The sequence below is a fragment of the Streptomyces sp. NPDC058796 genome (genome assembly GCF_042745235.1).
Classification (GTDB): domain Bacteria; phylum Actinomycetota; class Actinomycetes; order Streptomycetales; family Streptomycetaceae; genus Streptomyces.
Genome location: NZ_JBHYOP010000013.1, coordinates 197670 through 218779, shown reverse-complemented (window position 1 = coordinate 218779; position 21110 = coordinate 197670). Strand labels below are relative to the sequence as shown.

18 protein-coding genes are annotated in these 21110 nt (G+C 72.7%); 9 read left to right on the top strand and 9 right to left on the bottom strand.

The genetic code is table 11. The annotated features are described in order from the left end of the window. Nucleotides 1–85 precede the first annotated feature (85 nt). From ACFW47_RS29825 to ACFW47_RS29815, 3 genes are all read right to left on the bottom strand, one after another. Nucleotides 86–691: a hypothetical protein gene (locus ACFW47_RS29825; RefSeq protein ID WP_386286599.1), complete on the bottom strand. Its 606-nt coding sequence runs from the start codon at nt 689–691 to the stop codon at nt 86–88. A 131-nt stretch (nt 692–822) separates the two neighbouring features. Next, entirely contained in the window at nt 823–1650 is an 828-nt protein-coding gene (locus ACFW47_RS29820; protein ID WP_386307654.1) for an MOSC domain-containing protein, read from the bottom strand. A gap of 42 nt (nt 1651–1692) precedes the next feature. Beyond that, complete coding sequence (locus ACFW47_RS29815; RefSeq protein WP_386286595.1) at nt 1693–2139, bottom strand: DUF6643 family protein; 447 nt, start codon at nt 2137–2139, stop codon at nt 1693–1695. Nucleotides 2140–2435: 296 nt separating this feature from the next. Between ACFW47_RS29815 and ACFW47_RS29810 the strand changes: the two genes are divergently transcribed. Then, nucleotides 2436–3698: a TerD family protein gene (locus ACFW47_RS29810; protein ID WP_386286638.1), complete on the top strand. Its 1263-nt coding sequence runs from the start codon at nt 2436–2438 to the stop codon at nt 3696–3698. Nucleotides 3699–3738: 40 nt separating this feature from the next. Here ACFW47_RS29810 and ACFW47_RS29805 read toward each other — a convergent pair whose 3' ends face one another. After that, on the bottom strand, nt 3739–4983 hold the full coding sequence (locus ACFW47_RS29805; RefSeq protein WP_386286594.1) for a glycosyltransferase: 1245 nt from the start codon (nt 4981–4983) through the stop codon (nt 3739–3741). 39 nt (nt 4984–5022) lie between these two features. Here ACFW47_RS29805 and ACFW47_RS29800 point away from each other — a divergent pair, with 39 nt between their 5' ends. From ACFW47_RS29800 to ACFW47_RS29775, 6 genes are all read left to right on the top strand, one after another. Next, entirely contained in the window at nt 5023–5808 is a 786-nt protein-coding gene (locus ACFW47_RS29800; protein WP_386286592.1) for a glutamate racemase, read from the top strand. A gap of 78 nt (nt 5809–5886) precedes the next feature. After that, entirely contained in the window at nt 5887–6429 is a 543-nt protein-coding gene (locus tag ACFW47_RS29795; protein WP_386286590.1) for a hypothetical protein, read from the top strand. An 83-nt stretch (nt 6430–6512) separates the two neighbouring features. Then, complete coding sequence (gene lnt, locus ACFW47_RS29790; RefSeq protein ID WP_386307652.1) at nt 6513–8126, top strand: apolipoprotein N-acyltransferase; 1614 nt, start codon at nt 6513–6515, stop codon at nt 8124–8126. Between the two features lie 67 nt (nt 8127–8193). Continuing rightward, entirely contained in the window at nt 8194–8673 is a 480-nt protein-coding gene (locus tag ACFW47_RS29785) for an NUDIX domain-containing protein (RefSeq protein WP_386307651.1), read from the top strand. 54 nt (nt 8674–8727) lie between these two features. After that, nucleotides 8728–9528, top strand: coding sequence for a 3-hydroxybutyrate dehydrogenase (locus ACFW47_RS29780; protein ID WP_386307650.1), 801 nt, complete (start codon nt 8728–8730; stop codon nt 9526–9528). A 100-nt stretch (nt 9529–9628) separates the two neighbouring features. Beyond that, nucleotides 9629–11599: a helix-turn-helix domain-containing protein gene (locus tag ACFW47_RS29775; protein ID WP_386286582.1), complete on the top strand. Its 1971-nt coding sequence runs from the start codon at nt 9629–9631 to the stop codon at nt 11597–11599. Nucleotides 11600–11641: 42 nt separating this feature from the next. Here the strand turns inward: ACFW47_RS29775 and ACFW47_RS29770 are convergent, their stop codons facing one another. Beyond that, entirely contained in the window at nt 11642–13033 is a 1392-nt protein-coding gene (locus ACFW47_RS29770) for an MFS transporter (protein ID WP_386307649.1), read from the bottom strand. A 646-nt stretch (nt 13034–13679) separates the two neighbouring features. On the opposite strand from ACFW47_RS29770, the gene ACFW47_RS29765 reads away from it, so the two are divergent. Beyond that, nucleotides 13680–14699, top strand: a complete 1020-nt coding sequence (locus tag ACFW47_RS29765) for a LacI family DNA-binding transcriptional regulator (protein WP_386307648.1) — start codon at nt 13680–13682, stop codon at nt 14697–14699. 21 nt (nt 14700–14720) lie between these two features. Here ACFW47_RS29765 and ACFW47_RS29760 read toward each other — a convergent pair whose 3' ends face one another. The 4 genes from ACFW47_RS29760 to ACFW47_RS29745 are packed head-to-tail and all read right to left on the bottom strand — an operon-like array spanning nt 14721 to nt 19337. After that, nucleotides 14721–16076, bottom strand: a complete 1356-nt coding sequence (locus ACFW47_RS29760) for a GH1 family beta-glucosidase (RefSeq protein ID WP_386286577.1) — start codon at nt 16074–16076, stop codon at nt 14721–14723. A 57-nt stretch (nt 16077–16133) separates the two neighbouring features. After that, the gene (locus ACFW47_RS29755) at nt 16134–16973 is read right to left on the bottom strand and encodes a carbohydrate ABC transporter permease (RefSeq protein ID WP_386307672.1); all 840 of its coding nucleotides are present in this window, start codon (nt 16971–16973) and stop codon (nt 16134–16136) included. Nucleotides 16974–17001: 28 nt separating this feature from the next. Next, entirely contained in the window at nt 17002–18006 is a 1005-nt protein-coding gene (locus tag ACFW47_RS29750) for a carbohydrate ABC transporter permease (protein ID WP_386307646.1), read from the bottom strand. A gap of 14 nt (nt 18007–18020) precedes the next feature. Further along, nucleotides 18021–19337, bottom strand: coding sequence for an ABC transporter substrate-binding protein (locus tag ACFW47_RS29745; RefSeq protein WP_386286573.1), 1317 nt, complete (start codon nt 19335–19337; stop codon nt 18021–18023). A gap of 180 nt (nt 19338–19517) precedes the next feature. Between ACFW47_RS29745 and ACFW47_RS29740 the strand changes: the two genes are divergently transcribed. Then, the gene (locus ACFW47_RS29740) at nt 19518–20837 is read left to right on the top strand and encodes an ROK family protein (RefSeq protein WP_386307644.1); all 1320 of its coding nucleotides are present in this window, start codon (nt 19518–19520) and stop codon (nt 20835–20837) included. Nucleotides 20838–21110: the final 273 nt, after the last annotated feature.

Genomic DNA, 21110 nt, shown 5'->3' with positions numbered 1-21110 from the left:
TCGTACGCGGGTCGTCGCCGATTCGGTTCGGCCGGTCCACCGTAGCGTGCGCGCAGGTGGTGAGTTGACCGGAGGCGGAAGCCCGTCAACTGTCCGCGCCGGTCCTGCCCCAGTCCGGACCGGCCCGCTCCCACTCGCGCTCCAGGCGGGCGTGGCGGCGGTGGACCATGCGGCGGACGGCGATCCGCCGGCCGGCCTCGACCAGGGCCGCGGCCGCCAGTCCGGCGCCGGTCCCGGCGAGCACGGCGTGCGTCGTCGCGGTCGCGGCGTCCAGCGGGCGGGGCACCGCCCTGCCCTGCCCGTCGGTCCATATCGCGAAGTGGTCGCCGGGGGCCGGGTCGTCGAGGCCCGCCGTGAGGGAGGCCTCGTGCCGCGAGCCGTCCGGCGCGGTCCAGTCGGCGAGCACCCGGCTGCGCAGGCCCCCGCCGGAGGCACCCTCCGGATCGACGGTCAGTGGTGGACGCTCCAGGGGACGGACCACGGTGGCCGTCACCCGGTACCGGGACTCGTGCTGTTCGCGGACCGACCGCTGCAGCGTGTCCTGGACCGAGCCGCCCACGAGCGCACCGGCCAGGGGAGCCGCGGTCAGGATCAGCAGCAGTCCGGCCAGGGCCACCCACCCCTCGGCCAGGTCCGTCGGACGGCACAGCGGATTGTGCCGCCAGCGCCAGAGCCCTGCGATCGCCCGCACGATCCGCGCCCCCTTCCCGCTCCCCGCCGGGTTTCTCCCACGAACCTCTCACGAAGCCCAACGCGCGGGTCGCGGACCGGGTTCCCCCTCCCCGGCCAGTGACCGGAACCGGTCGTCCGACGAACGGAACGTCATCCGGAGATCCGCACCGGGTCACCCACCCGGATCGTGCCCCGGCCGAGCGGGACCAGGTTCTGCCCGAAGACCAGCTTGCCGTCCACGCGGCGGTGCCGTCCGAGGCTGTGCAGGGGCTCCCGGCCGCGCTCCGCGGTGCCCTGGTCGGTGGTCGTCACCACGCAGCGCCCGCACGGTTTGGCGACCCGGAAGGCCACGTCGCCCACGGTGACGCGGGACCAGCCGTCCTCGGCCCAGGCCTCGGTGCCGGAGACGACCACGTTGGGCCGGAAGCGGTCCATGGGCAGCGGGCCCTCCCCGGCGTGCTCGCCCCGCGCGATCAGGGCGTTGAGGGCTTCGAGGGAGGCCGTCGTGGTCAGCAGCAGCGGAAAGCCGTCGGCGAAGGTGACGGTCTCGCCCGGCAGGGCGTAGCGCGGGTCGACCGGACGGCGCGTGGCGGGATCGTCGAGATGCACCAGCCGGACGTCCGCTTCGAGGAAGTCGCTGCACCAGGCGTGGACCGCCTCGTCCTCGGCGGGAACCGCCTCCACCTTGTCCCGGAAGATCTGCACCGGCACGGTGGCCCCCGCACGCGGAACGGGCACCGTCAGCGGTTCCCGGCCGGGCGCGGACAGCCGGACGCCGCCGCCGGGCAGTGGCTCGGCGGCGGCCAGGGCGATGCGCGGCCGCCCGCGTTGTGTGACGACCCTTCCCCCGTCGTCGACCATCATCCAGCGGCGGTCTCCGGCCAGCCCCCAGGGCTCCACGACAGCCTCCCATAGCGACAGGCTCCGGGACGCCTTGACCGGGTGGACGTGAATCGACTGAAGTCGCGCGTTCCCCATGGAGCCATCGTGCCAGGTGGCACCGACAGTCCCGGGGACGGCTCAGTAGCCGCGGTACTGCTGCTGGTTGTACGGGTCCTGGTACGGCGCCGGGGCCGGCCGGGGAGCCGCGGGGCGCATCGCCTCGTACCCGGCGGGGCCGGGCGCGGCCGGGCGCGGAGGCTGAGGCTGAGGCTGCTGGGGCCCGGGGTACCCACGCGGCGCGGTCGCCTGGTGCGGGATGTACGCGGCGGGCGCCTGCTGCAGCGGGGCGGGCTGCGGCGCCTGCTGCGGATATCCGTAGGAGGGCTGGGAGGGACCGGCCGGGAGGGCGGGCAGAGCCGACGGGAGCGCGGGCAGGTGGCTGCCCGGCGCGTCGTACGCGGCGGGGACCCGGATCGGGGCGATCTGCGGGGTGCCCCGCTCGGCCACGAGCGAGTCGTAGATCGGGGTGTCCGGGAAGGAGGCGGAGTAGTAGCCGCCACCATAAGTGGAGCGGGGGGAGGTCATGGCACATAAGTTAAGCCCACGATGTGCTGGTTGGGGAGACCGATAAGAGGGTTGTTTTCCGTGTCCGCAGTGACCTGGCATCACCAATGCGAGCGAATTTGGCGAAAACGGGGCGACACGCCGCGTGATCTTGGGGTAAAGGCCGAGTTCCGGGCGGGTTACCGGCGGTTGTCCCGACCTCTTCCCGTACCTCTCGTGAAGGACGGACGGCCGGGGAATAGGTTGGGCGCGGAAAACCAGGCGAACCGCCGGGACTCGGCCCGGCTCGGTTCCACGTGATGGGGGCGGACATGTCAATGTCGAAAGGCTCGAACACCCCGGTGCCCACGACGGCGCTCCGGGTCGAACTGGGCTGGCGGACCGGCCCCGGAGTACCCGACGCGGACGCCTCGGCGCTGCTCCTGGTGGGCGGTAAGGTCCGGTCCGACGCGGACTTCGTCTTCTACAACCAGCCGGCGCACTCCTCCGGCGCGGTACGCCACGAGGGCAAGCGGGACTCCGGCGGCCGGGTCACCGACAGCCTGCTCGTCGACCTCGCGCGCGTGGAGCCCACGATCGAGACGGTGATCCTGGCCGCCTCCACCGACGGCGGGGCGTTCGGGCAGGTCCCCGACCTGTACATCGAGGTCCGGGAGGCCGCCGGGAACACCGTGGCCGCCCGCTTCGACAATCCCGGCGCGACCGTGGAAACGGCCTTCGTGCTCGGCGAGTTCTACCGCCGCCAGGGCGCCTGGAAGTTCCGTGCCGTGGGCCAGGGCTACGACAGCGGACTCGAAGGCCTGGCCACCGACTACGGCATCTCGGTGGACGAGCCGCAGCAGGCGCCCCCGGCCGCCCCGCAGGCACCGGCCGCCCCGCAGGCGCCGCCGCCCGCGTCCAGGCCGGCCGCCACCCCGCCGACGGCGCCCCCCGCCGAGCCGGTCCGCCTGACCAAGGTCACGCTCACCAAGGCCGCTCCCTCCGTCTCGCTGACCAAGCAGGGAGGCACCTCGGGCGCCATGCGCGTCAACCTCAACTGGGAGGTGCGCAAGCAGTTCTCCGGATGGGCCCGCAAACTCGGCCGCCCGGTCGCCATGCACGACGACCTCGACCTCGACCTGTGCTGCCTGTACGAACTCACCGACGGCAGCAAGGGCGTCGTCCAGGCGCTCGGCAACGCCTACGGTGCCCTCGACCGGCCGCCGTTCATCCACCTCGACGGCGACGACCGCACCGGGGCCGTGGCGACCGGGGAGAACCTCACGATCAACCTCGACCACAAGCAGTACTTCCGGCGCGTCCTCGTCTTCGTCACCATCTACGAGGGCGCCCGCTCCTTCGCCGACCTGCACGCCACGGTGACCCTCCAGCCGCAGTACGGCGCCCCGATCGACTTCTCGCTCGACGAGTGCACGGTCCCCTCGACGGTGTGCGCCCTCGCGCTGATCACCGCCGACGGCAACGACCTGGTCGTCCAGCGCGAAGCCCGCTACCTCGTGCCGGAGCGCGGGGTGAGCCCGCAGCGGACCGTCGACCACGCCTACGGGTGGGGCATGAACTGGACCCCCGGCCGGAAGTGACATCCCTCGGGCGGACGTTCGGCCCGCACCGCCCGGACGCTCAGCCCTCGTCGGCCACGGCGTCCGGACGGGCGTAGGTCCGGCCCTTCCAGGCCGCGCCGCGCCCCCGGTAGTGCCGCACCGCGGAATCGACCGTCATGAGGAGATAGAGGAAGGCGGTGAACGGCAGCAGCGGGGCGAGCCACAGCGGCTGCCGGTAGTACCGCAGCATCGGCGCGTACGTCCCCGCCATCACGAGCCAGGCGGCGGCGCCCGGGACGAGCGCCGCCGTGCCGCCCGTCGCCGCGCCCACGACCACCGCCGCCGGCGGCACCAGGTACACCAGCGCCAGCCCGGCCACCGTCCCGGCCAGCAGCAACGGGTTGTGCCGCAACTGCGCGTACGCGCTGCGCGAGACCATCCGCCACAGGTCGTGCAGCCGCGGATACGGACGGACGCTGTCCACCCCGTCCGCCAGGCCCAGCCAGACCCGCCCGCCGACGCCCTTGACCGCCCGGGCGAGGGCCACGTCGTCGATGACGGCGTGCCGGATGGCGTCCGGGATCCGGGCCCGCTCGGCGGCGTCCGCGCGCAGCAGCACACAGCCGCCCGCCGCGGCGGCCGTGCGCGTCCTCCTCTGCCCGTCCGTCCCCTCGCTCCCGGCCCGGCTTTGGCCGATCCACCGGAACGGGTACAGCTGCGCGAAGAAGTAGACGAAGGCCGGCACGACCAGCCGCTCCCACACGCTCTCCACCCGCAGCCGGGCCATCTGGGAGACGACGTCGAAACCACCGGTGCGGGCCGCCGCCACCAGCCGGCGCAGGCTGTCCGGCGCGTGGGCGATGTCGGCGTCGGTCAGCAGCAGGTACTCGGGCTCACGCGCCCGGGTCAGACCGATGCCGTGCCGCACCGCCCACAGCTTGCCGGTCCACCCGGCCGGCGGCTCCCCCGGCGAGGCCACGGTGAGCGGCAGCCCCTCCTGCCGCCGGGCCAGCTCGCACGCCAGGTCCGCCGTGCCGTCCGTGCTGCCGTCGTCGACCAGGAAGACCTCCGCCCGCCCCGGATAGTCCTGGGCGAGCAGGGACGGCAGGCTCGCGGGCAGGACGGCCGCCTCGTCGCGCGCCGGCACGACGACGCAGACGGAGGGCCACACCGCCGGCTCCTCCTGGGGCGGCAGCCGGACGTCGGTACGCCAGAAAAAGCCCCGGGCGAGCAGCAGCCACAGCCAGGCGGCGAACGAGAGGGCGGATACGACGGTCACGACGGCAGTCCACACATCGGCGCTCACGTGCGCAGTCTGCCCCACGGCAGGGGCCCGCGACGGCCCATCGACTATGGTGGCCGGGTGAAGATCGCGCTCATGGACTCCGGAATCGGTCTGCTGGCGGCCACCGCCGCGGTACGGCGCCTGCGACCGGACGCCGATCTCATCCTCTCCCTGGACCCCGACGGCATGCCCTGGGGCCCGCGCACCCCCGAGGACCTCACCGGACGGGCCCTCGCCGTCGCCGAGGCGGCCGCCGCGCACCGCCCGGACGCCCTCATCGTCGGCTGCAACACCGCCACCGTGCACGCGCTGCCCACGCTGCGCGCCCGCCTCGAACCCGCACTGCCGGTCATCGGCACCGTCCCGGCGATCAAGCCCGCGGCGTCCGGCGGCGGCCCCGTGGCGATCTGGGCGACACCCGCCACGACCGGCAGCGCCTACCAGCGGAACCTGATCAAGGAGTTCGCCGGGGACGCGAAGGTCACCGAGGTGCCGTGCCCGGGGCTCGCCGACGCCGTCGAGCACGCGGACGAGACGGCGATCGACGCGGCCGTCGCCGCCGCTGCCGCCCTGACGCCCGACGACGTCACGACCGTCGTCCTGGGCTGCACCCATTACGAACTGGTCGCCGAACGCATCCGGGCCGCCGTCCAGCGCCCCGACGGGCCGCGCCTGGTCCTGCACGGCTCCGCGGGCGCGGTCGCCACCCAGGCGCTGCGCCGGATCGGGGCCGGTCCCGACCCCGGCGCGCCGGCCGAAGGCACCCTCACCGTGCTCCTGAGCGGACGCGAGGGCACGCTGCCCGCGGCCGCACTCGCCTACGACGAGGGCCGGCTGCTGCGAGCGGTCACGCCGGCGCGCTGACCGTCGGGCCGCCCGGTCGGCCCAGTCACCCTGCGCGACGAGGTACCGGCGCGGCGAAACCTGAGTAACCTCATATCCATGAGGCGTCGCCACGGCGAGAGCATCCCCCCACCGCACGTCTGGACCGGACGTGCCACCAACCGGGTCCAGTGGCTGCTGGCCCTCATCGGTGCCGCCTGCCTGGCGTTCGGCATCGCCCTGGCCGTCGAATCGGCCTGGGAGTCCGGCGGCGCCCCGCTGGCCATGGCGGTCGTCGGCTGCATCGCGGCGGGACTGCTGGTCCTCTTCGGCACGCTCGCCTTCGTACACGTCGCGCTGAGGGTCGACGAGGAGTGCCTCGAGGTGCGCTGCGGCCACATCGGCGTGCCCCGTCGCCGCATCCCCCTCTCCCAGGTCGCCGGCGCCGAGTTCGCCCCGCACGTCACCCCGCGCCACTGGGGCGGCTGGGGCTACCGCTGGCGACCGGAGAAGGGCACCGCGGTCGTCGTACGCCGCGGGGAGGGCCTGGTCCTGCGCCTGTGGGACGGCCACACCTTCACCGTCACCGTCGACGACGCGGAAGCGGCCGTCCAGGTCATCAAGGACCGCCTGCGGCCGAAGGCCCCCGGCTCGGCGCGCTGAACACACCGTCCCGGCGTCAGGGCCGTCCGCCGGCCGGGGACCGTGCTGTCGGCCGCGCGGTCACTCGCCGTACACTCCGGGGGGTGACAGCCACCGCAACCTCCGTCGGCGAGTCGGACCGGACCCAACCCCAGGACACACGCTCCTCGCGCGCCGCCGCGCGGCTCCAGCGCCTCCTCCCGGCCGTCGTCGCCGCGCTCTCCGGAGTGCTGCTCTACGTCAGCTTCCCGCCGCGCACCCTGTGGTGGCTGGCCCTGCCCGCCTTCGCCGGCTTCGGCTGGGCGCTGCGCGGCCGCGGCTGGAAGGCGGGCCTCGGCCTCGGTTATCTCTTCGGCCTCGGCTTCCTGCTGCCGCTGCTGGTGTGGACCGGAGTGGAGGTGGGTCCCGGCCCCTGGCTGGCCCTGGCCGCGATCGAAGCGGTCTTCGTGGCGCTGGTCGGCGCGGGCGCCGCGACGGTGTCGAGGCTGCCGGGGTGGCCCCTTTGGGCGGCCGCGCTGTGGATCACCGGGGAGGCCGCACGCGCGCGGGCGCCGTTCGAGGGCTTCCCCTGGGGCAAGATCGCGTTCGGTCAGGCGGACGGGGTGTTCCTGCCGCTCGCCGCGGTCGGCGGCACACCGGTGCTCGGCTTCGCGGTGGTGCTCTGCGGCTTCGGCCTCCACGAGGCCGTCCGCCTGGCCGTCCGGGCACGGCGCACCGGCGGGGTGCGCCGCAGCGCGGCGGCCGTGGCCCTCCTGAGCGTGGCCGTACCCGCCCTGGGCGCCGTCGCCGCACGCCCGCTGGTCAGCGACGAGGCGGAGGACGGCACCGCGACCGTCGCCGTGGTCCAGGGCAACGTGCCGCGCGCGGGCCTCGGCTTCAACGCCCAGCGCCGAGCCGTACTCGACTACCACGCGCGCGAGACGCGGCGCCTGGCCGCCGAGGTCGCGGCCGGCGAGATGGACCGGCCCGACTTCGTGCTCTGGCCGGAGAACTCCTCCGACATCGACCCCTTCGCCAACCCCGACGCCCGCGCGGTCATCGACCGGGCCGCCAAGGCGATCGGCGTGCCCATCTCGGTCGGCGGCGTCGTGGAACGCGACGGCAAGCTCCTCAACGAGCAGATCCTGTGGGACCCGGACAAGGGCCCCGTCGACACCTACGACAAGCGGCAGATCCAGCCGTTCGGCGAGTACCTGCCGCTGCGCCCGATCATCGGGGCGATCAACGACGAGTGGACCTCGATGGTCAGCCAGGACTTCAGCCGGGGCACCGAGCCGGGCGTGTTCACCATGGCCGGCACCCAGGTGGGGCTCGTCACCTGCTACGAGGCCGCCTTCGACTGGGCGGTGCGCTCCGAGGTCACCGACGGCGCCCAGATGATCTCGGTGCCCAGCAACAACGCGACCTTCGGCCGCAGCGAGATGACCTACCAGCAGCTCGCCATGTCCCGCGTCCGGGCGGTCGAGCACAGCCGGACCGTCGCCGTGCCGGTGACCAGCGGCGTCAGCGCGGTCATCATGCCCGACGGGAGGATCACCCAGAAGACCGGTATGTTCGTGGCGGACTCGCTGGTCCAGGAGGTGCCCCTGCGCTCCTCCGAGACGCCCGCCACCCGGCTGGGCGTGGCCCCCGAGATCGCCCTGGTGCTGATCGCGGCCGGCGGGCTCGGCTGGGCCGTCGGCGCGGGTGTGCGCCACCGGCGCGCCGGTGGCGTGTAGCCGTACGCCCGCCGCACGCCCCGCGACACCGGCGGGAGCGTCCGGGCCGCCCGTTAGGGTCGTACCCATGGCTACTCCCGACTTCATCCGCGACCTGCGCGTCACCGCCGGACACCAGTTGCTGTGGCTCCCCGGGGTCACCGCCGTCGTCTTCGACGACGAGGGCAGAGTGCTGCTCGGCCGGCGGTCGGACAACGGACGCTGGTCCCTGGTCGGCGGGATCCCGGATCCGGGGGAGCAGCCCGCGGCCTGCGCCGTGCGCGAGGTGGAGGAGGAGACCGCCGTACGGTGCGTCGTCGAACGGCTGGTCCTCGCACAGGCACTCAGCCCCGTCACGTACGACAACGGGGACGTCTGCCAGTTCATGGACATCACCTTCCGCTGCCGGGCCGTCGGCGGCGAGGCCAGGGTCAACGACGACGAGTCGCTGGAGGTGGGCTGGTTCGAGGTGGACGCCCTGCCGGACCTCGGGGAGTTCGGGCAGTTCCGGATCAAGCAGGCACTGTCCGACGCCCCCACATGGTTCGACACCACTGGTTCACTCTGAAGTATGGAGCCCGCCCACATGTGGTGAGCGGGGTGGCCTGCCTAGGGTCGGGTCATGACCTCGCCCAGCGTCCTCCCGGCCCCCCACGCCTCCTCGCTCGACCTGCGCGGCCGCACCGCCCTCGTCACCGGTGCCGCCGGCGGCATCGGCCGGGCCTGCGCCCAGCGGCTCGCCGCCGCCGGGGCCGAGGTCAGAGCCGTCGACCGGGACGCCGCCGGGCTGGACGCGCTCGCCGAGAGCTGCGGTGACCTGGCGGGCGGTGTCGAACCGCACGTCCTGGACCTGACCGACCTGGACGCCGCCGAACGCGCCGCGGCCGGCACCGACATCCTCGTCAACAACGCGGGCCTGCAGCTGGTGCGCCCCATCGAGGAGTTCCCGCCGGACGTCTTCCACACCGTGCTCACCGTGATGCTGGAGGCCCCCTTCCGCCTCATCCGCGGTGCCCTTCCCCACATGTACGGGCAGGAGTGGGGGCGCATCGTCAACATCTCCTCCGTCCACGGCCTGCGCGCCTCGGCCTACAAGGCGGCGTACGTGGCCGCCAAGCACGGCCTGGAGGGACTCTCCAAGACCGCCGCCCTCGAAGGCGCGGCCCACGGCGTCACGTCCAACTGCGTGAACCCCGCCTACGTACGCACCCCGCTGGTGGAGAAGCAGGTCACCGATCAGGCCCGCGCCCACGGCGTCCCCGAGGAGCAGGTGCTGAACGACGTACTGCTGAGGGACAGCGCGCTGCGGCGGCTCATCGAACCCGGCGAGGTCGCCGAGGCCGTCGCCTACCTGTGCGGCCCGCAGGCTTCCTTCGTCACCGGCACGTCGCTGGTCCTGGACGGCGGCTGGACCGCCCACTGACCGGGGCGGCGGCCCGCGCACCGAACACGGCGGCGCCCCGGCGGGCCCGGGTTTTCCACAGGGCTGCCGGGGCGGCCGCACGATGGGGAATCCTGTGAGCATGTCCCGCGATCACGTGCAGTCCGCCGAGCGCCACGCCCACGACGTGGCGGCACCGGCCGGTGCCGCGGCGCGACCGGCGCCCGCAGCCGTCGAGACCCCCTTCCTGGAGCTGCTGGCCAGAGGCGCCTCCGCCGACGCCTACGAGCAGCCGGTGCTCCTCGCCCGCGCGGAGGGAGGCCCGGCCGAGCGGATCGCCGCGCTCGAACGGGCGAAGAACCTCGCCCTGCGCGTCCGCTCCGAGCTGGAGGGCAGGCGCAGGCGGGAGGCCGAGCTGTCCGCGCTCTTCGAGACCGCCCACGACCTGGCCGGGCTGCGCGACCTGGACGCCGTCCTCCGCGCGATCGTGCAGCGGGCCCGCTCCCTGCTCGGCACCGACGTGGCCTACCTCAGCCTCAACGACCCGGCCCGCGGCGACACCTACATGCGGGTCACCGAGGGCTCGGTCGCCGCCCGCTTCCAGCAGCTGCGGCTCGGCATGGGCGAGGGACTCGGCGGCCTCGTCGCCCAGACCGCCCGCCCCTACGTCACCGACGACTACTTCAAGGACGCCCGCTTCCAGCACACCCGCACCATCGACGCGGGCGTACGCGACGAGGGGCTGGTCGCCATCCTCGGCGTCCCGCTCATGCTCGGCCACCACGTCATCGGCGTGCTCTTCGCCGCGGACCGGCGCGCCCGGGTCTTCGAACGCGAGCAGATCGCCCTGCTCGGCTCCTTCGCCGCCCTGGCGGCGGCCGCCATCGACACCGCGAACCTGCTCGCCGAGACCCGCTCGGCCCTGGCCGACCTGGAGCGGGCCAACGAGATCATCCGCGACCGCAGCGGCGTCATCGAGCGCGCCTCCGACGTCCACGACCGGCTCGCCGAACTCGTGCTGCGCGGCGGCGGGGTCCACGACGTGGCCGCCGCCGTCTCCCAGGTGCTGGACGGCACCGTCGAGTTCACCGAGGCCGCGGCCGCACCGGCGCGCGCCCTGGAGTCGTCCCGCGCCGAGGGTCACGCGGTGCGCCACGAGGACGACTGGATCGCCGCCGTCACCGCCGGCGACGAGCTGCTCGGCGCCCTGGTGCTCCGCGGTCACCCGGGGCTCGACCCGGTCGACCAGCTCACCCTGGAGCGGGCCGCGATGGTCACCTCCCTCCTCCTGCTCGCCCGCCGCTCCGCCGCCGAAGCCGAGCAGCGCGTCCGCGGCGAGCTCCTGGACGACCTGCTCGACGCCCGGGACCGCGACCCGCGCCTGCTGGGAGACCGCGCCCGACGGCTGCGCGCCGACCTGGCCGCCACCCACGTCGTGCTCGCCGCCCGCCTGGACGCCACCGCGCCCGACGCCGACCAGGAGGCGGACGCGCGCAGACGGCTGTGGGCCGCGGCCTCCCACCTCGCCGCGACCCGGCACGGCCTCGCCGCCGCGCGCGACGGCGGCACCGTACTGCTGCTTCCCCTCACCACCGGGGACGGCGCCGCGGACCTGGCCCGCCGCACCGCCCGGCACCTGGGCACGGCCGTGCACGAGGCCGTCACCGTCGGCGCCTCCGCCCCCGTGGAGGACCTCGCCGCCCACCCGGACGCCGTGGCCACCGCCTACGCCGAGGCCAGGCGCTGCCTCGACGCCCTGAGGCTGCTGGGCCGCTCCGGAGACGGCGCCGCCGCCGAGGACTTCGGCTTCCTGGGCCTGCTCCTGGCCGGCGACCAGAACGTCTCCGGCTTCGTCGACCGCACCATCGGCCAGGTGGTCGCCTACGACGAGCGGCGCGGCACCGAACTGGTGCGCACCCTCGACGCGTACTTCACCTGCGGCATGAGCCCCGCCCGCACCAAGGACGAGCTCCACGTCCACGTGAACACGGTCGCCCAGCGCCTGGAACGCGTCGGCCGTCTCCTGGGCGACGACTGGCAGAGCCCCGAGCGCGCACTGGAGATACAACTGGCCCTCAGGCTCCACCGCCTGTCGATGCCGGCACAGCACTGACCCCCGTACGCTCGGGCGTACGGGGGTCAGCGGGGAGCCGGATCAGACGGCGCGGGCCCCCGGTGCTCGGGAGGCAGCCGCCTCGGTCCCGTCCGGACCGGCGTCCTCACGGGAGGCCGCCACCTCGGCGAGGTCCCGGTTCCGCGTCTCCTTGGCCACACCCACGGCGATCAGCGTCAGCACGGCCGAGGCGATGACGTAGAGGGAGATCGGGGTGGAGCTGTCGTACTCGGACAGCAGGGCGGTGGCGATCAGCGGGGCGGGCGCACCGGCCGCCACGGAGGCGAACTGGGCGCCGATGGACGCACCCGAGTAGCGAACCCGGGTCGCGAACATCTCGGAGAAGAAGGCCGCCTGGGGCGCGTACATCGCACCGTGGAGCACCAGTCCCACGGTCACCGCGAGCAGCAGGCTGCCGAAGTGACCGGAGTCGATCAGCGTGAAGAAGGGGAACATCCACAGCCCGACCCCGGCCGCCCCCAGCAGGTACACGGGACGCCGGCCGATCCGGTCCGACAGGGCGCCCCAGGCCGGGATCACCGCGAAGTGCACGGCCGAGGCGATCAGCACCGCGTTGAGCGCCGTCTGCTTGGAGACGTCGGCGGCGGTGGTGGCGTAGACGAGGATGAAGGCCGTGATGACGTAGTAGCTGATGTTCTCCGCCATCCGCGCGCCCATCGCGATCAGTACGTCGCGCCAGTGGTGCCGCAGCACGGAGACCAGCGGTATGGGCTCGGCCTTCGTCTTCCGCGTCTCGGCCTTGGCCAACGCCTGCTTGAACACCGGCGATTCGTCGACAGACAGACGAATCCACAAACCGACCATGACCAGTACGCCGGAGAGCAGGAAGGGAATCCGCCACCCCCAGCTGTTGAACGCGGAGTCCGACAGCACGGCCGTCAGCAGCGACAGCACACCGGTCGCCAGCAGCTGCCCCGCCGGCGCCCCCGTCTGCGGCCACGACGCCCAGAACCCGCGCCGCCGCGCGTCCCCGTGTTCCGACACCAGCAGGACGGCGCCGCCCCACTCGCCGCCGAGGGCGAAGCCCTGGACCAGCCGCAGCACGGTCAGGAGCACGGGAGCGGCCGTGCCGATGGTCGCGTGCGTGGGCAGCAGTCCGATCGCGAAGGTCGCCCCGCCCATCATCAACAGGCTCAGCACCAGCAGCTTCTTGCGCCCGAGCCGGTCACCGTAGTGCCCGAACACCAGGGCCCCCAGCGGTCGGGCGGCGAACCCGACGGCGTAGGTCAGGAACGACAGCAGCGTGCCGACCAGCGGGTCGGAGTCCGGGAAGAACAGCTTGTTGAAGACGAGCGCGGCGGCGGAACCGTAGAGGAAGAAGTCGTACCACTCGATGGTGGTGCCGATGAGGGACGCGGCGACGATGCGCTTGAGTTTGTTCGGTGCTGGTGGAGCGGTTGCGGGCGACGACATCGGCACCACTTCCTGGGGTGTGACGGGGACGTTTGCGTGTCGCCATACCGTAGGAATCCGCAGGTCAGGCGCACATGTGGTGGGGCAACATAGTTCGGGGGTCAGCTATGCGCGCGGCCACCATGCCGGCTCATGGACAGGCGTCTCAGGGATCGGCGGCGGTCGAAACGCGTGCCGCCCCGGCACGCGTGCCTCAGCACGATTTGACGGTGCCGTCCTGACCCCCGTGCTGACTTGGTGTTCCGCGCCTTGCGGCACCACCATGCGGAGTCGCAGTGGACCGAGCGGTGGATCACTGCGGTCACTTGTCCCGGAAGAGACCAGCCAGCGCGGTGATTTGCGGCGATACGAGGGATTGCGTCGCTGACCCGCACGAATGCTCTTCAGCTGCTTCACGCTCGTGCCGGCTGAGTTGATGGGGCCGGAAGTCCCACAAAAGGTACGGTGCTCGCCGACCCGCTGGCGGCTCAGAGGGTCACGGATCGAAAGGGCGGTCCAGGGTTGGTCTTCCCAGCCGTGCGCGGCGGGCCCCCTTGGCTCCGCAGCTCAGGCGCACATGTGGTGGGGCAACAAAGTTCGAGGGTCGGCTGTGCGTGTGGCCACCGTGCCGATTGATGTGGAAGCGCCCGGCGTTAGAGTTCCCCGTATGAACAGGCAGGCCCCGACGCTGGAGGATGTCGCGCGGGAGGCGGGGGTCTCCCGCGCCACCGTGTCGCGGGTCGTGAACGGCGTGCGCAACGTCGATCCCAGCATCCAGGACCTGGTCCGCAGCGCGATCGAACGGACGGGTTACACCCCGAACCGCGCGGCGCGGGCCTTGGCCACGCGGCGCACCGGAGCCGTCGCCCTCATCGTCTCCGGCGCGGGTGACGCCTTCGCCGGGCGCGTGTTCGCCGACCCGTTCTTCGGCCGCGTCGTCAACGGGGTCGTGGGGTACCTCCGGGCACGCACGCTGCAGCCGGTCCTGCTCTTCGCCGAGTCGGAGGCGGCCAGGAGGCAGGTGGTCGACTACGTGGGGCAGGGCAGTACGGACGGTGCGCTGGTGGTCTCCGTGCAACCGGACGACCCTTTGCCGGGCATGCTCCTGGCCGCCCGTGTCCCCACGGTGCTGTTCGCATGTCCGGCCCGTCGGACACCGGTCGGTTGCGTCGATCTGGACCACTACGAGGGGGGACGCCTGGCCGGGGAGCACCTGCTGGCGCGCGGCTGTCGCCGTGTCGCGGTGATCGGCGCGCCGCCGGAGCTCCGGGCCGGCCGGGAACGCCTCGCCGGGTTCCGCGACGCGCTGGTCCGCGCCGGGCGTGACGGACCGCCGGTGGCCGAGGGTGCCTTCACCCTCGACAGCGGGGCGGCGGCCATGGCCGCGCTGCTGCGCGACCACCCGGACGTGGACGGCGTGTTCGCGGCCAACGACCTGATGGCCCAGGGCGCCTGCCAGGTCCTGCGGGAACTGGGCAGGCGCATACCGGAGGACGTCGCCGTCATCGGGTTCGACGACTCGAGCATCGCCGTGACGTGCCGGCCGCCGCTGACCACCGTGCGCCAGCCGGTGGAGGACATGGCGGCGGCCATGGCCAGGATGCTCGGGGAACAGGTCGAGGGCACCCGCACCGAGCACCGCACCCTCGTCTTCGAACCGGAGCTGGTCGTACGCGAGTCCGCCTGACCCCCCCGGGGGTGGCTACGGTCAGGCGTGGGACTCCCGGTGGGCGCGGATGATCTCCGCGTACCGCAGGCCGCTGGTCTTGACGGTCCTGGTCTGGGTCGCGTAGTCGACGTGGACCAGACCGAAACGCTTGTCGTAGCCGTAGGCCCACTCGAAGTTGTCGAGGAGGGACCAGGCGTAGTAGCCGGCCAGCGGCGCGCCCTTGCGCAGTGCCCGGGCGCAGGCGTTCACGTGCTGCTCCAGGTAGCGGGCGCGGTCGGGGTCGTGGACGGTGCCGTCGGGTGAGACGGTGTCCGGGAAGGCGGAGCCGTTCTCGGTGACGTACAGCTCGCGGACCCCGTAGTCGTCGGTCAGGCGCAGCAGCAGGGCCTCCAGGCCGCCGGCGTCGATCTGCCAGTCCATGCCGGTGCGCGGTACGTCGGGCAGCCGGATCTCACGGGCGTACGGGACGGGACCCCGGGGGTCGTCGGTGACGGTCGCCGGGAAGTAGTAGTTGAGGCCGTGCCAGTCGAGCGGCGCGGCGATCGTGTCCAAGTCGCCCGCGCGCTCCGGCAGGTCCACGCCGTACAGCTCGCGCATGTCGGCGGGGAAGCCGCGGCCGTAGACGGGGTCGAGCCACCAGCGGTTGGTGTGGCCGTCCATGCGGCCGGCCGCCGCGATGTCCTCCGGGCGGGTCGACCCGGCCTCGATGGTGGAGTGGTTGGTGACGAGGCCGACCCGCGCGTCCGGGGCCGCCGCGCGGATCGCCCGGGTGGCGAGGCCGTGGGCGAGCAGCAGGTGGTACGAGGCCTGCACGGCGGCGGTCAGGTCGGTCAGGCCGGGCGCCATGCGGCCCTCCAGATGGCCGATCCAGCCGGAGCAGAGCGGTTCGTTGAGGGTGGCCCACCGGGTGACGCGGTCGCCGAGCCGGGCCGCGACGACGGAGGCGTAGTCGGCGAGGTGTTCGGCGGTCTCGCGTACGGTCCAGCCGCCGCGGTCCTGGAGGGTCTGGGGGAGGTCCCAGTGGTAGAGGGTGATGTTGGGGGTGATGCCGGCGTCGAGGAGGGCGTCGACGAGGCGGTCGTAGAAGTCGAGGCCGGCCGCGTTGACGGGGCCGTCACCGGCGGGCAGCACGCGGGGCCAGGCGACGGACATGCGGTAGGCGTCGGTGCCGAGCCGCTTCATCAGGGCGATGTCCTCGGGCCACCGGTGGTAGTGGTCGCAGGCCACGTCGCCGTGGTCGTCGCCCGCGACCCTGCCGGGGGTGTGGGAGAAGGTGTCCCAGATCGACGGTGCCCGGCCGTCCTCGGTGGCGGCGCCCTCGATCTGGTAGGCGGAGGTGGCCGTGCCCCAGGCGAAGTCGGCGGGGAAGGCGGCGAGGTCGAGCGATTCGGACACAGGGGGCCTCTCAGGGGCGGGACGAGTGGGACGGAGGTGCCGGCGGTGGCCCGGCGGCTACTTGACGGCGCCGGCGGTGAGGCCGGTGACGAGGTAGCGCTGCAGGAGCAGGAAGCCGGCGACGACGGGCAGGCTGACGACGAGTGAGGCGGCCATGACCTGGTTCCAGTACACGTCGTTCTGGGTGGAGTAGCCCTGCAGGCCGACGGCGAGGGTGCGGGTCGTCTCGTTGGTCATGACGGAGGCGAAGAGCACCTCGCCCCAGGCGGTCATGAACGCGTAGACGGCGACGGCGACGATGCCGGGGACCGCGGCCGGCACGATGACCCGGAAGAGGGCGCCGAGCGGCCCGCAGCCGTCCACCTTGGCGGCCTCGTCGAGGTCTTTGGGCACCGAGTCGAAGTACCCGATCAGCATCCAGATGGAGAAGGGCAGCGAAAAGGTGAGGTAGGTGAGGATCAGGCCGCCGCGGGAGCCGAAGAGCGCGATGCCGGTGGCGTTGCCGACGTTGACGTAGATGAGGAACAGCGGCAGCAGGAACAGGATCCCGGGGAACATCTGCGTCGACAGGACCGTCACCGTGAAGACGCGCTTGCCGCGGAAGGTGTAGCGGCTGACCGCGTAGGCGGCGAACACGGCGACGGTGACGGAGCAGACGGTCGCCGCGCCGGCCACGATCAGCGAGTTCATGAAGTAGTCGGCCAGCGGGACCGTGTCCCAGATGTCGAAGTACGGACGGACGGTCAGGCCCGAGGGGACCCACGTGAACTTCCCCGACACGTCCTCCAGCGGCTTCAGCGAGCTGGAGACCATCACGTACACCGGCAGCAGCACGAAGACGGTGAGGAGCGTCAGGAAGATCCGCCGGCTCCACAGGAAGGACCGCGGCGCGGCCATCGGGGAGCGGGGCCGGCGGACGGCTGGGCTAGGCATCGGTGGCCTTCCTTCCGCGGGGGCCTCGGGAGGTGAACCAGAGGTAGGCGCCCGTCACCACGAGCAGGAACAGGAGCAGCAGCACCGACATCGCGGAGCCCGTCCCGAAGTTCCAGGTCTGGAACGAGGACTGGTAGATGTGGATGGAGATCAGGTCCGCGGCCTCGGGGGCCGCCTTGCCGAACAGGACGAACGGCGTGTTGAAGTCGTTGAAGGTCCACAGGAACAGCACCAGGACGAGGACCTGGTTGACGGGACGCAACGCAGGCAGGGTGATGCGGCGGACCTGCTGCCACACGCCCGCGCCGTCGAGGGCCGCCGCCTCGTACAGGTCCTTCGGGATGTTCTGCAGCCCGGCCATGACGATGAGGAAGGCGAACGGCCAGCCCTTCCACACCGAGACGACGAGCAGGGCGACGAAGCTGTTGTCGCCGATCAGCCAGAACGGGGGACTGCCGGTGAGACCGAGCTGGTCGTGCAGCACGTGGTTCACCAGGCCGTTGTCCCGTTGGAACATGAACGCCCAGGTGATGACGGCGGCGTAGACGGGCAGGGCGTACGGGACGAGGAACAGCGTGCGCAGGACGCCCCGGCCGCGGAAGGTCTCCTGCATGAAAACCGCCGCGGCGACTCCGAGCAGCCAGCACAGGCCGACCGACAGGACGGTGAACAGGCAGGTGGTGAGGAAGGACTTCAGCAGCGCCTCGCCGACGGGGGCGTCGAAGTCGACCGCCAGGGAGTAGTTGTCGAGGCCGGCCCAGGGGGCGGTGCCCCAGTCGCGGATGTAGAACTGGGTCAGCTCCTTGAAGCTGACGACGATGCCGATCACCATCGGCACGAGGTGGACCAGCAGTTCGAGCAGCAGGGCGGGGAGCAGCAGCAGGTACGGAAGCCCGACGCGGCGCAGCCGCCCGGGGCGGCGGCCGCGCGGCGTCGCCCCGGGGTCGTCCTTCCGTACCGTCCGCTCACCGGTGTCGAGGGCAGCGGTGGTGGTCATGGCGGTGTCCGTGCTCACTTCTCGGGCATCTGCTGCTGGGCCTTCTCGAGCTTTGCCCGCACCGACTCGGTGGTCACCTCACGGCCGGCCGCGGCGTCGGCGAAGAGCTCCTTGACGGCGGTGCCGACGACGGTCTCGAACTGCGACTCCTGGGGAACCTGCGGCAGCGCGGTGGCGCTGTTGGCGAGGGTGTCCCTGAGCACGGCGAGTGCCGGGGTGTCGAAGGCCGGGTCCTGCTGGGCTGCCTTGACCGGCGGGATGGAGCCGTACGCCTTGTTGAGGATGACCTGTTCCTCGTCGCTGGTCATGAACTTCACGAACTTCTTGGCGCCGTCGATGTTCTTGGTGTTCTTGAAGACGGCCATGTTGATGCCGGCCACCATGGAGTTGGCGGCCTTGCCCTGACCGGGTTCGCCGGACTGCACGGGGGCGGGCGCCACGCCCCACTCGTCCTCGTTCATGCCCTGCGCCTCGAAGGTGGCCGACGCGGTCTGCCACAGCACCATGGCCGTCTTGTCCTTGGCGAAGTCGCTCAGGGACTGGTTCTGCGCGTACTCGGCGTTGCCCGGCGCGATGACCTTGTCCTCGGCCATCAGGTCGACATACTGCTTCACCGCCGCCACGGCGCCGTCGGAGGTGAAGTCGGCCTTGCCGTCCGCGGTGAAGAAGTCCGCGCCGTGCTGCTTGGCGAGGACGAAGACCTGGTGGATGTTGTTCGACAGGTTGGAGCCCTCGGCGCCCAGGCCCCACTTCCCGTCCTTGGAGAGCTTCTTGCCGGTCTCGGCCAGCTCCTCCCAGGTCGCCGGCGGCTTCTCGACGCCGGCGTCGGCGAACATCTTCCTGTTGTAGTAGAGCGCGTAGGCCATGGAGTACAGCGGTACGGCGGCCGGGTCCTGGTCCTGGGCGCCGGTGGAGCCGAGTGCGGACTCCACGAAGCGGTCCTTGCCGCCGATCGCCTCGAAGTTCTCCGCGTCCCAGGGCAGCAGGGCGCCACTGGCCTGGAGCGAGGCGCTCCAGGTGTTGCCGATGTTGAGGACGTCCGGGCCCTGGCCGGAGGTAGTGGCGGTGAGGATGCGGTTGAGGAGGTCCGACCACGGCACCACCTCCAGCTTCACCTCGATGCCCGTCTCCTTCTCGAACTTGTCGAGCTCCGGCTGGAGGACCTCCTTGTCCACCTCCAGGTTCGCGCCCTGGTTGGAGGCCCAGTAGGTGAGGGTCTTCGGCTGCTCGTTGGAACCCTCGGTGCCGGACGACCCCCCGCCGCAGGCGGCCACGGTGAGGGCGAACGAGAGGGTGACGGCGCCGACGGCTGCGGCTCTGATTCTGCGCATGCTCCAGAGGCCTTCCGGGAGATGACGAGTCGCCCGTGGTCGCGGGCGGCCGGGGCAGCGTCCCGCGCCCGGCCCGGCCAGGGCTTAATTTAGGCTGTGAGTTAAGCTTCAGGTGGAAGGGAGCGTCAAGGGCTCGGCCACAGGTAGATTGCGGTGACTACTTCGGAACGAGGGGACAGGGTGAAAGTGCGCAGTGGCCGTACAGTGCGTGACCTGCGGCGGGAGAACCGCACCGCGGTATTGCAACGGTTGTATTTCGACGGGCCGCTCAGCCGGTTCTCCCTGGGACCGGCCACCGGGCTGAGCTCGGGCTCGGTGAGCAACGTGGTCTCCGAGCTGGTCGCCGAAGGGCTGGTGGAGGAGGCGGGCAGCGTCGACTCGGCGGGTGGCCGTCCCCGCACGCTGCTGCGCGTCAGCGCGCGGAGCGGCTACATGATCGGCGTCGACATCGGAGAGACCCGGGTACGGGTCGAACTCTTCGACCTCGCCCTCACCGAACTGGCCCGGGTCGAGAGTCCGCTGGAGACCGACGGCCCGAACCGTCTGGACCGCTACGAGGTCGGTGTCGTCGTCACGCACGTGCGCGAGGGCATCCGCCAGGTGCTGGACGAGGCCGGCATCGCGGCGGAGCGGCTGCTCGGCGTCGGGATCGGCGTGCCGGGCATCGTCGCCAGGACCCCGGAAGACGGTGCCGTCGTGCACGGCCAGACGATCGGCTGGGACGCCGTCCCCCTGGAGCGGCTGCTGCGCGAGTCCCGGACCGTGCCGGAGACGGTGCCCTACTACATCGACAACGGTGCCAGGACGCTGGGCCAGGCGGAGATGTGGTTCGGTTCGGGACGGGGCGCGCAGAGCGTCGCGGTGGTGCTCTTCGGTTCCGGAGTCGGCGCCTGCGTCGTCGACGACGACATGGGCCCGGCCCGGGCCGTGGAGTGGGGGCACCTGACGGTGCGGGTGCGCGGGCGCCGGTGCCGCTGCGGCGCCCTCGGCTGTCTGGAGGCGTACGCGGGCGCGGAGGCGTTGCTCCAACGCTGGGCGGAGGCGGGAGGACAGCCGCCCGCGGGCGTGGACGAGGAGACCGCGCTCACCGCGATGCTCGCGGCCGCGTACCCCGAGCCGGGCGCGGCGGGCACGGGCCCGGAACCGGATGCCACCGCCCTCGCCGTCCTGGAGGAGACCGCCGAGTACCTGGGCGCCGGGTTCTCCGACCTGATCAACCTCTTTCAGCCCGAACGCATCCTGGTCGGCGGCTGGGCCGGACTGCAGCTGGGCCGGCGCTTCCTGGACGCGGTGACGGCCCACGCCACCTCGTACGCCCTCGCCTACCCCGCCGCCCGCGTCCGCATCGACCTCGGCACCCTGGGGCCGGACGCCGTCACCGTGGGCGCCGCCGTGCTGCCGCTCGCAGGGTTCTTCGCGCGTGGCGGTCGTCCGGAGGAGGCCGAAGCGGTGGAGCAGGACCCGGCGTGGCGGACCGCCCTGCGGGGGCGCTCGGTGTAGCGAGCGGCGGCTGCCGCCTCGGCGGGGCTCTCCAGGGGCAGCGGCCGGACCGGCCGTGGCCCATGGCCGCCGCTCAGGGCGGTGACCCACGCAGGGGCCGAGCCCGGGCCACGTGCGCGGCCGGCCACCACCGCGGGCCGCGTGATGCCCGGCACCGGGCGAAAGCGGCGCCCAGCGAAGTTCCCCGCTGCACCACACGGCCCCGGCCCAGGGCCGCGACCCAGGCTCTTCTTTCGCAGCCCCGCGAACGCGCTGCCCGGATCGCCCCGCCGC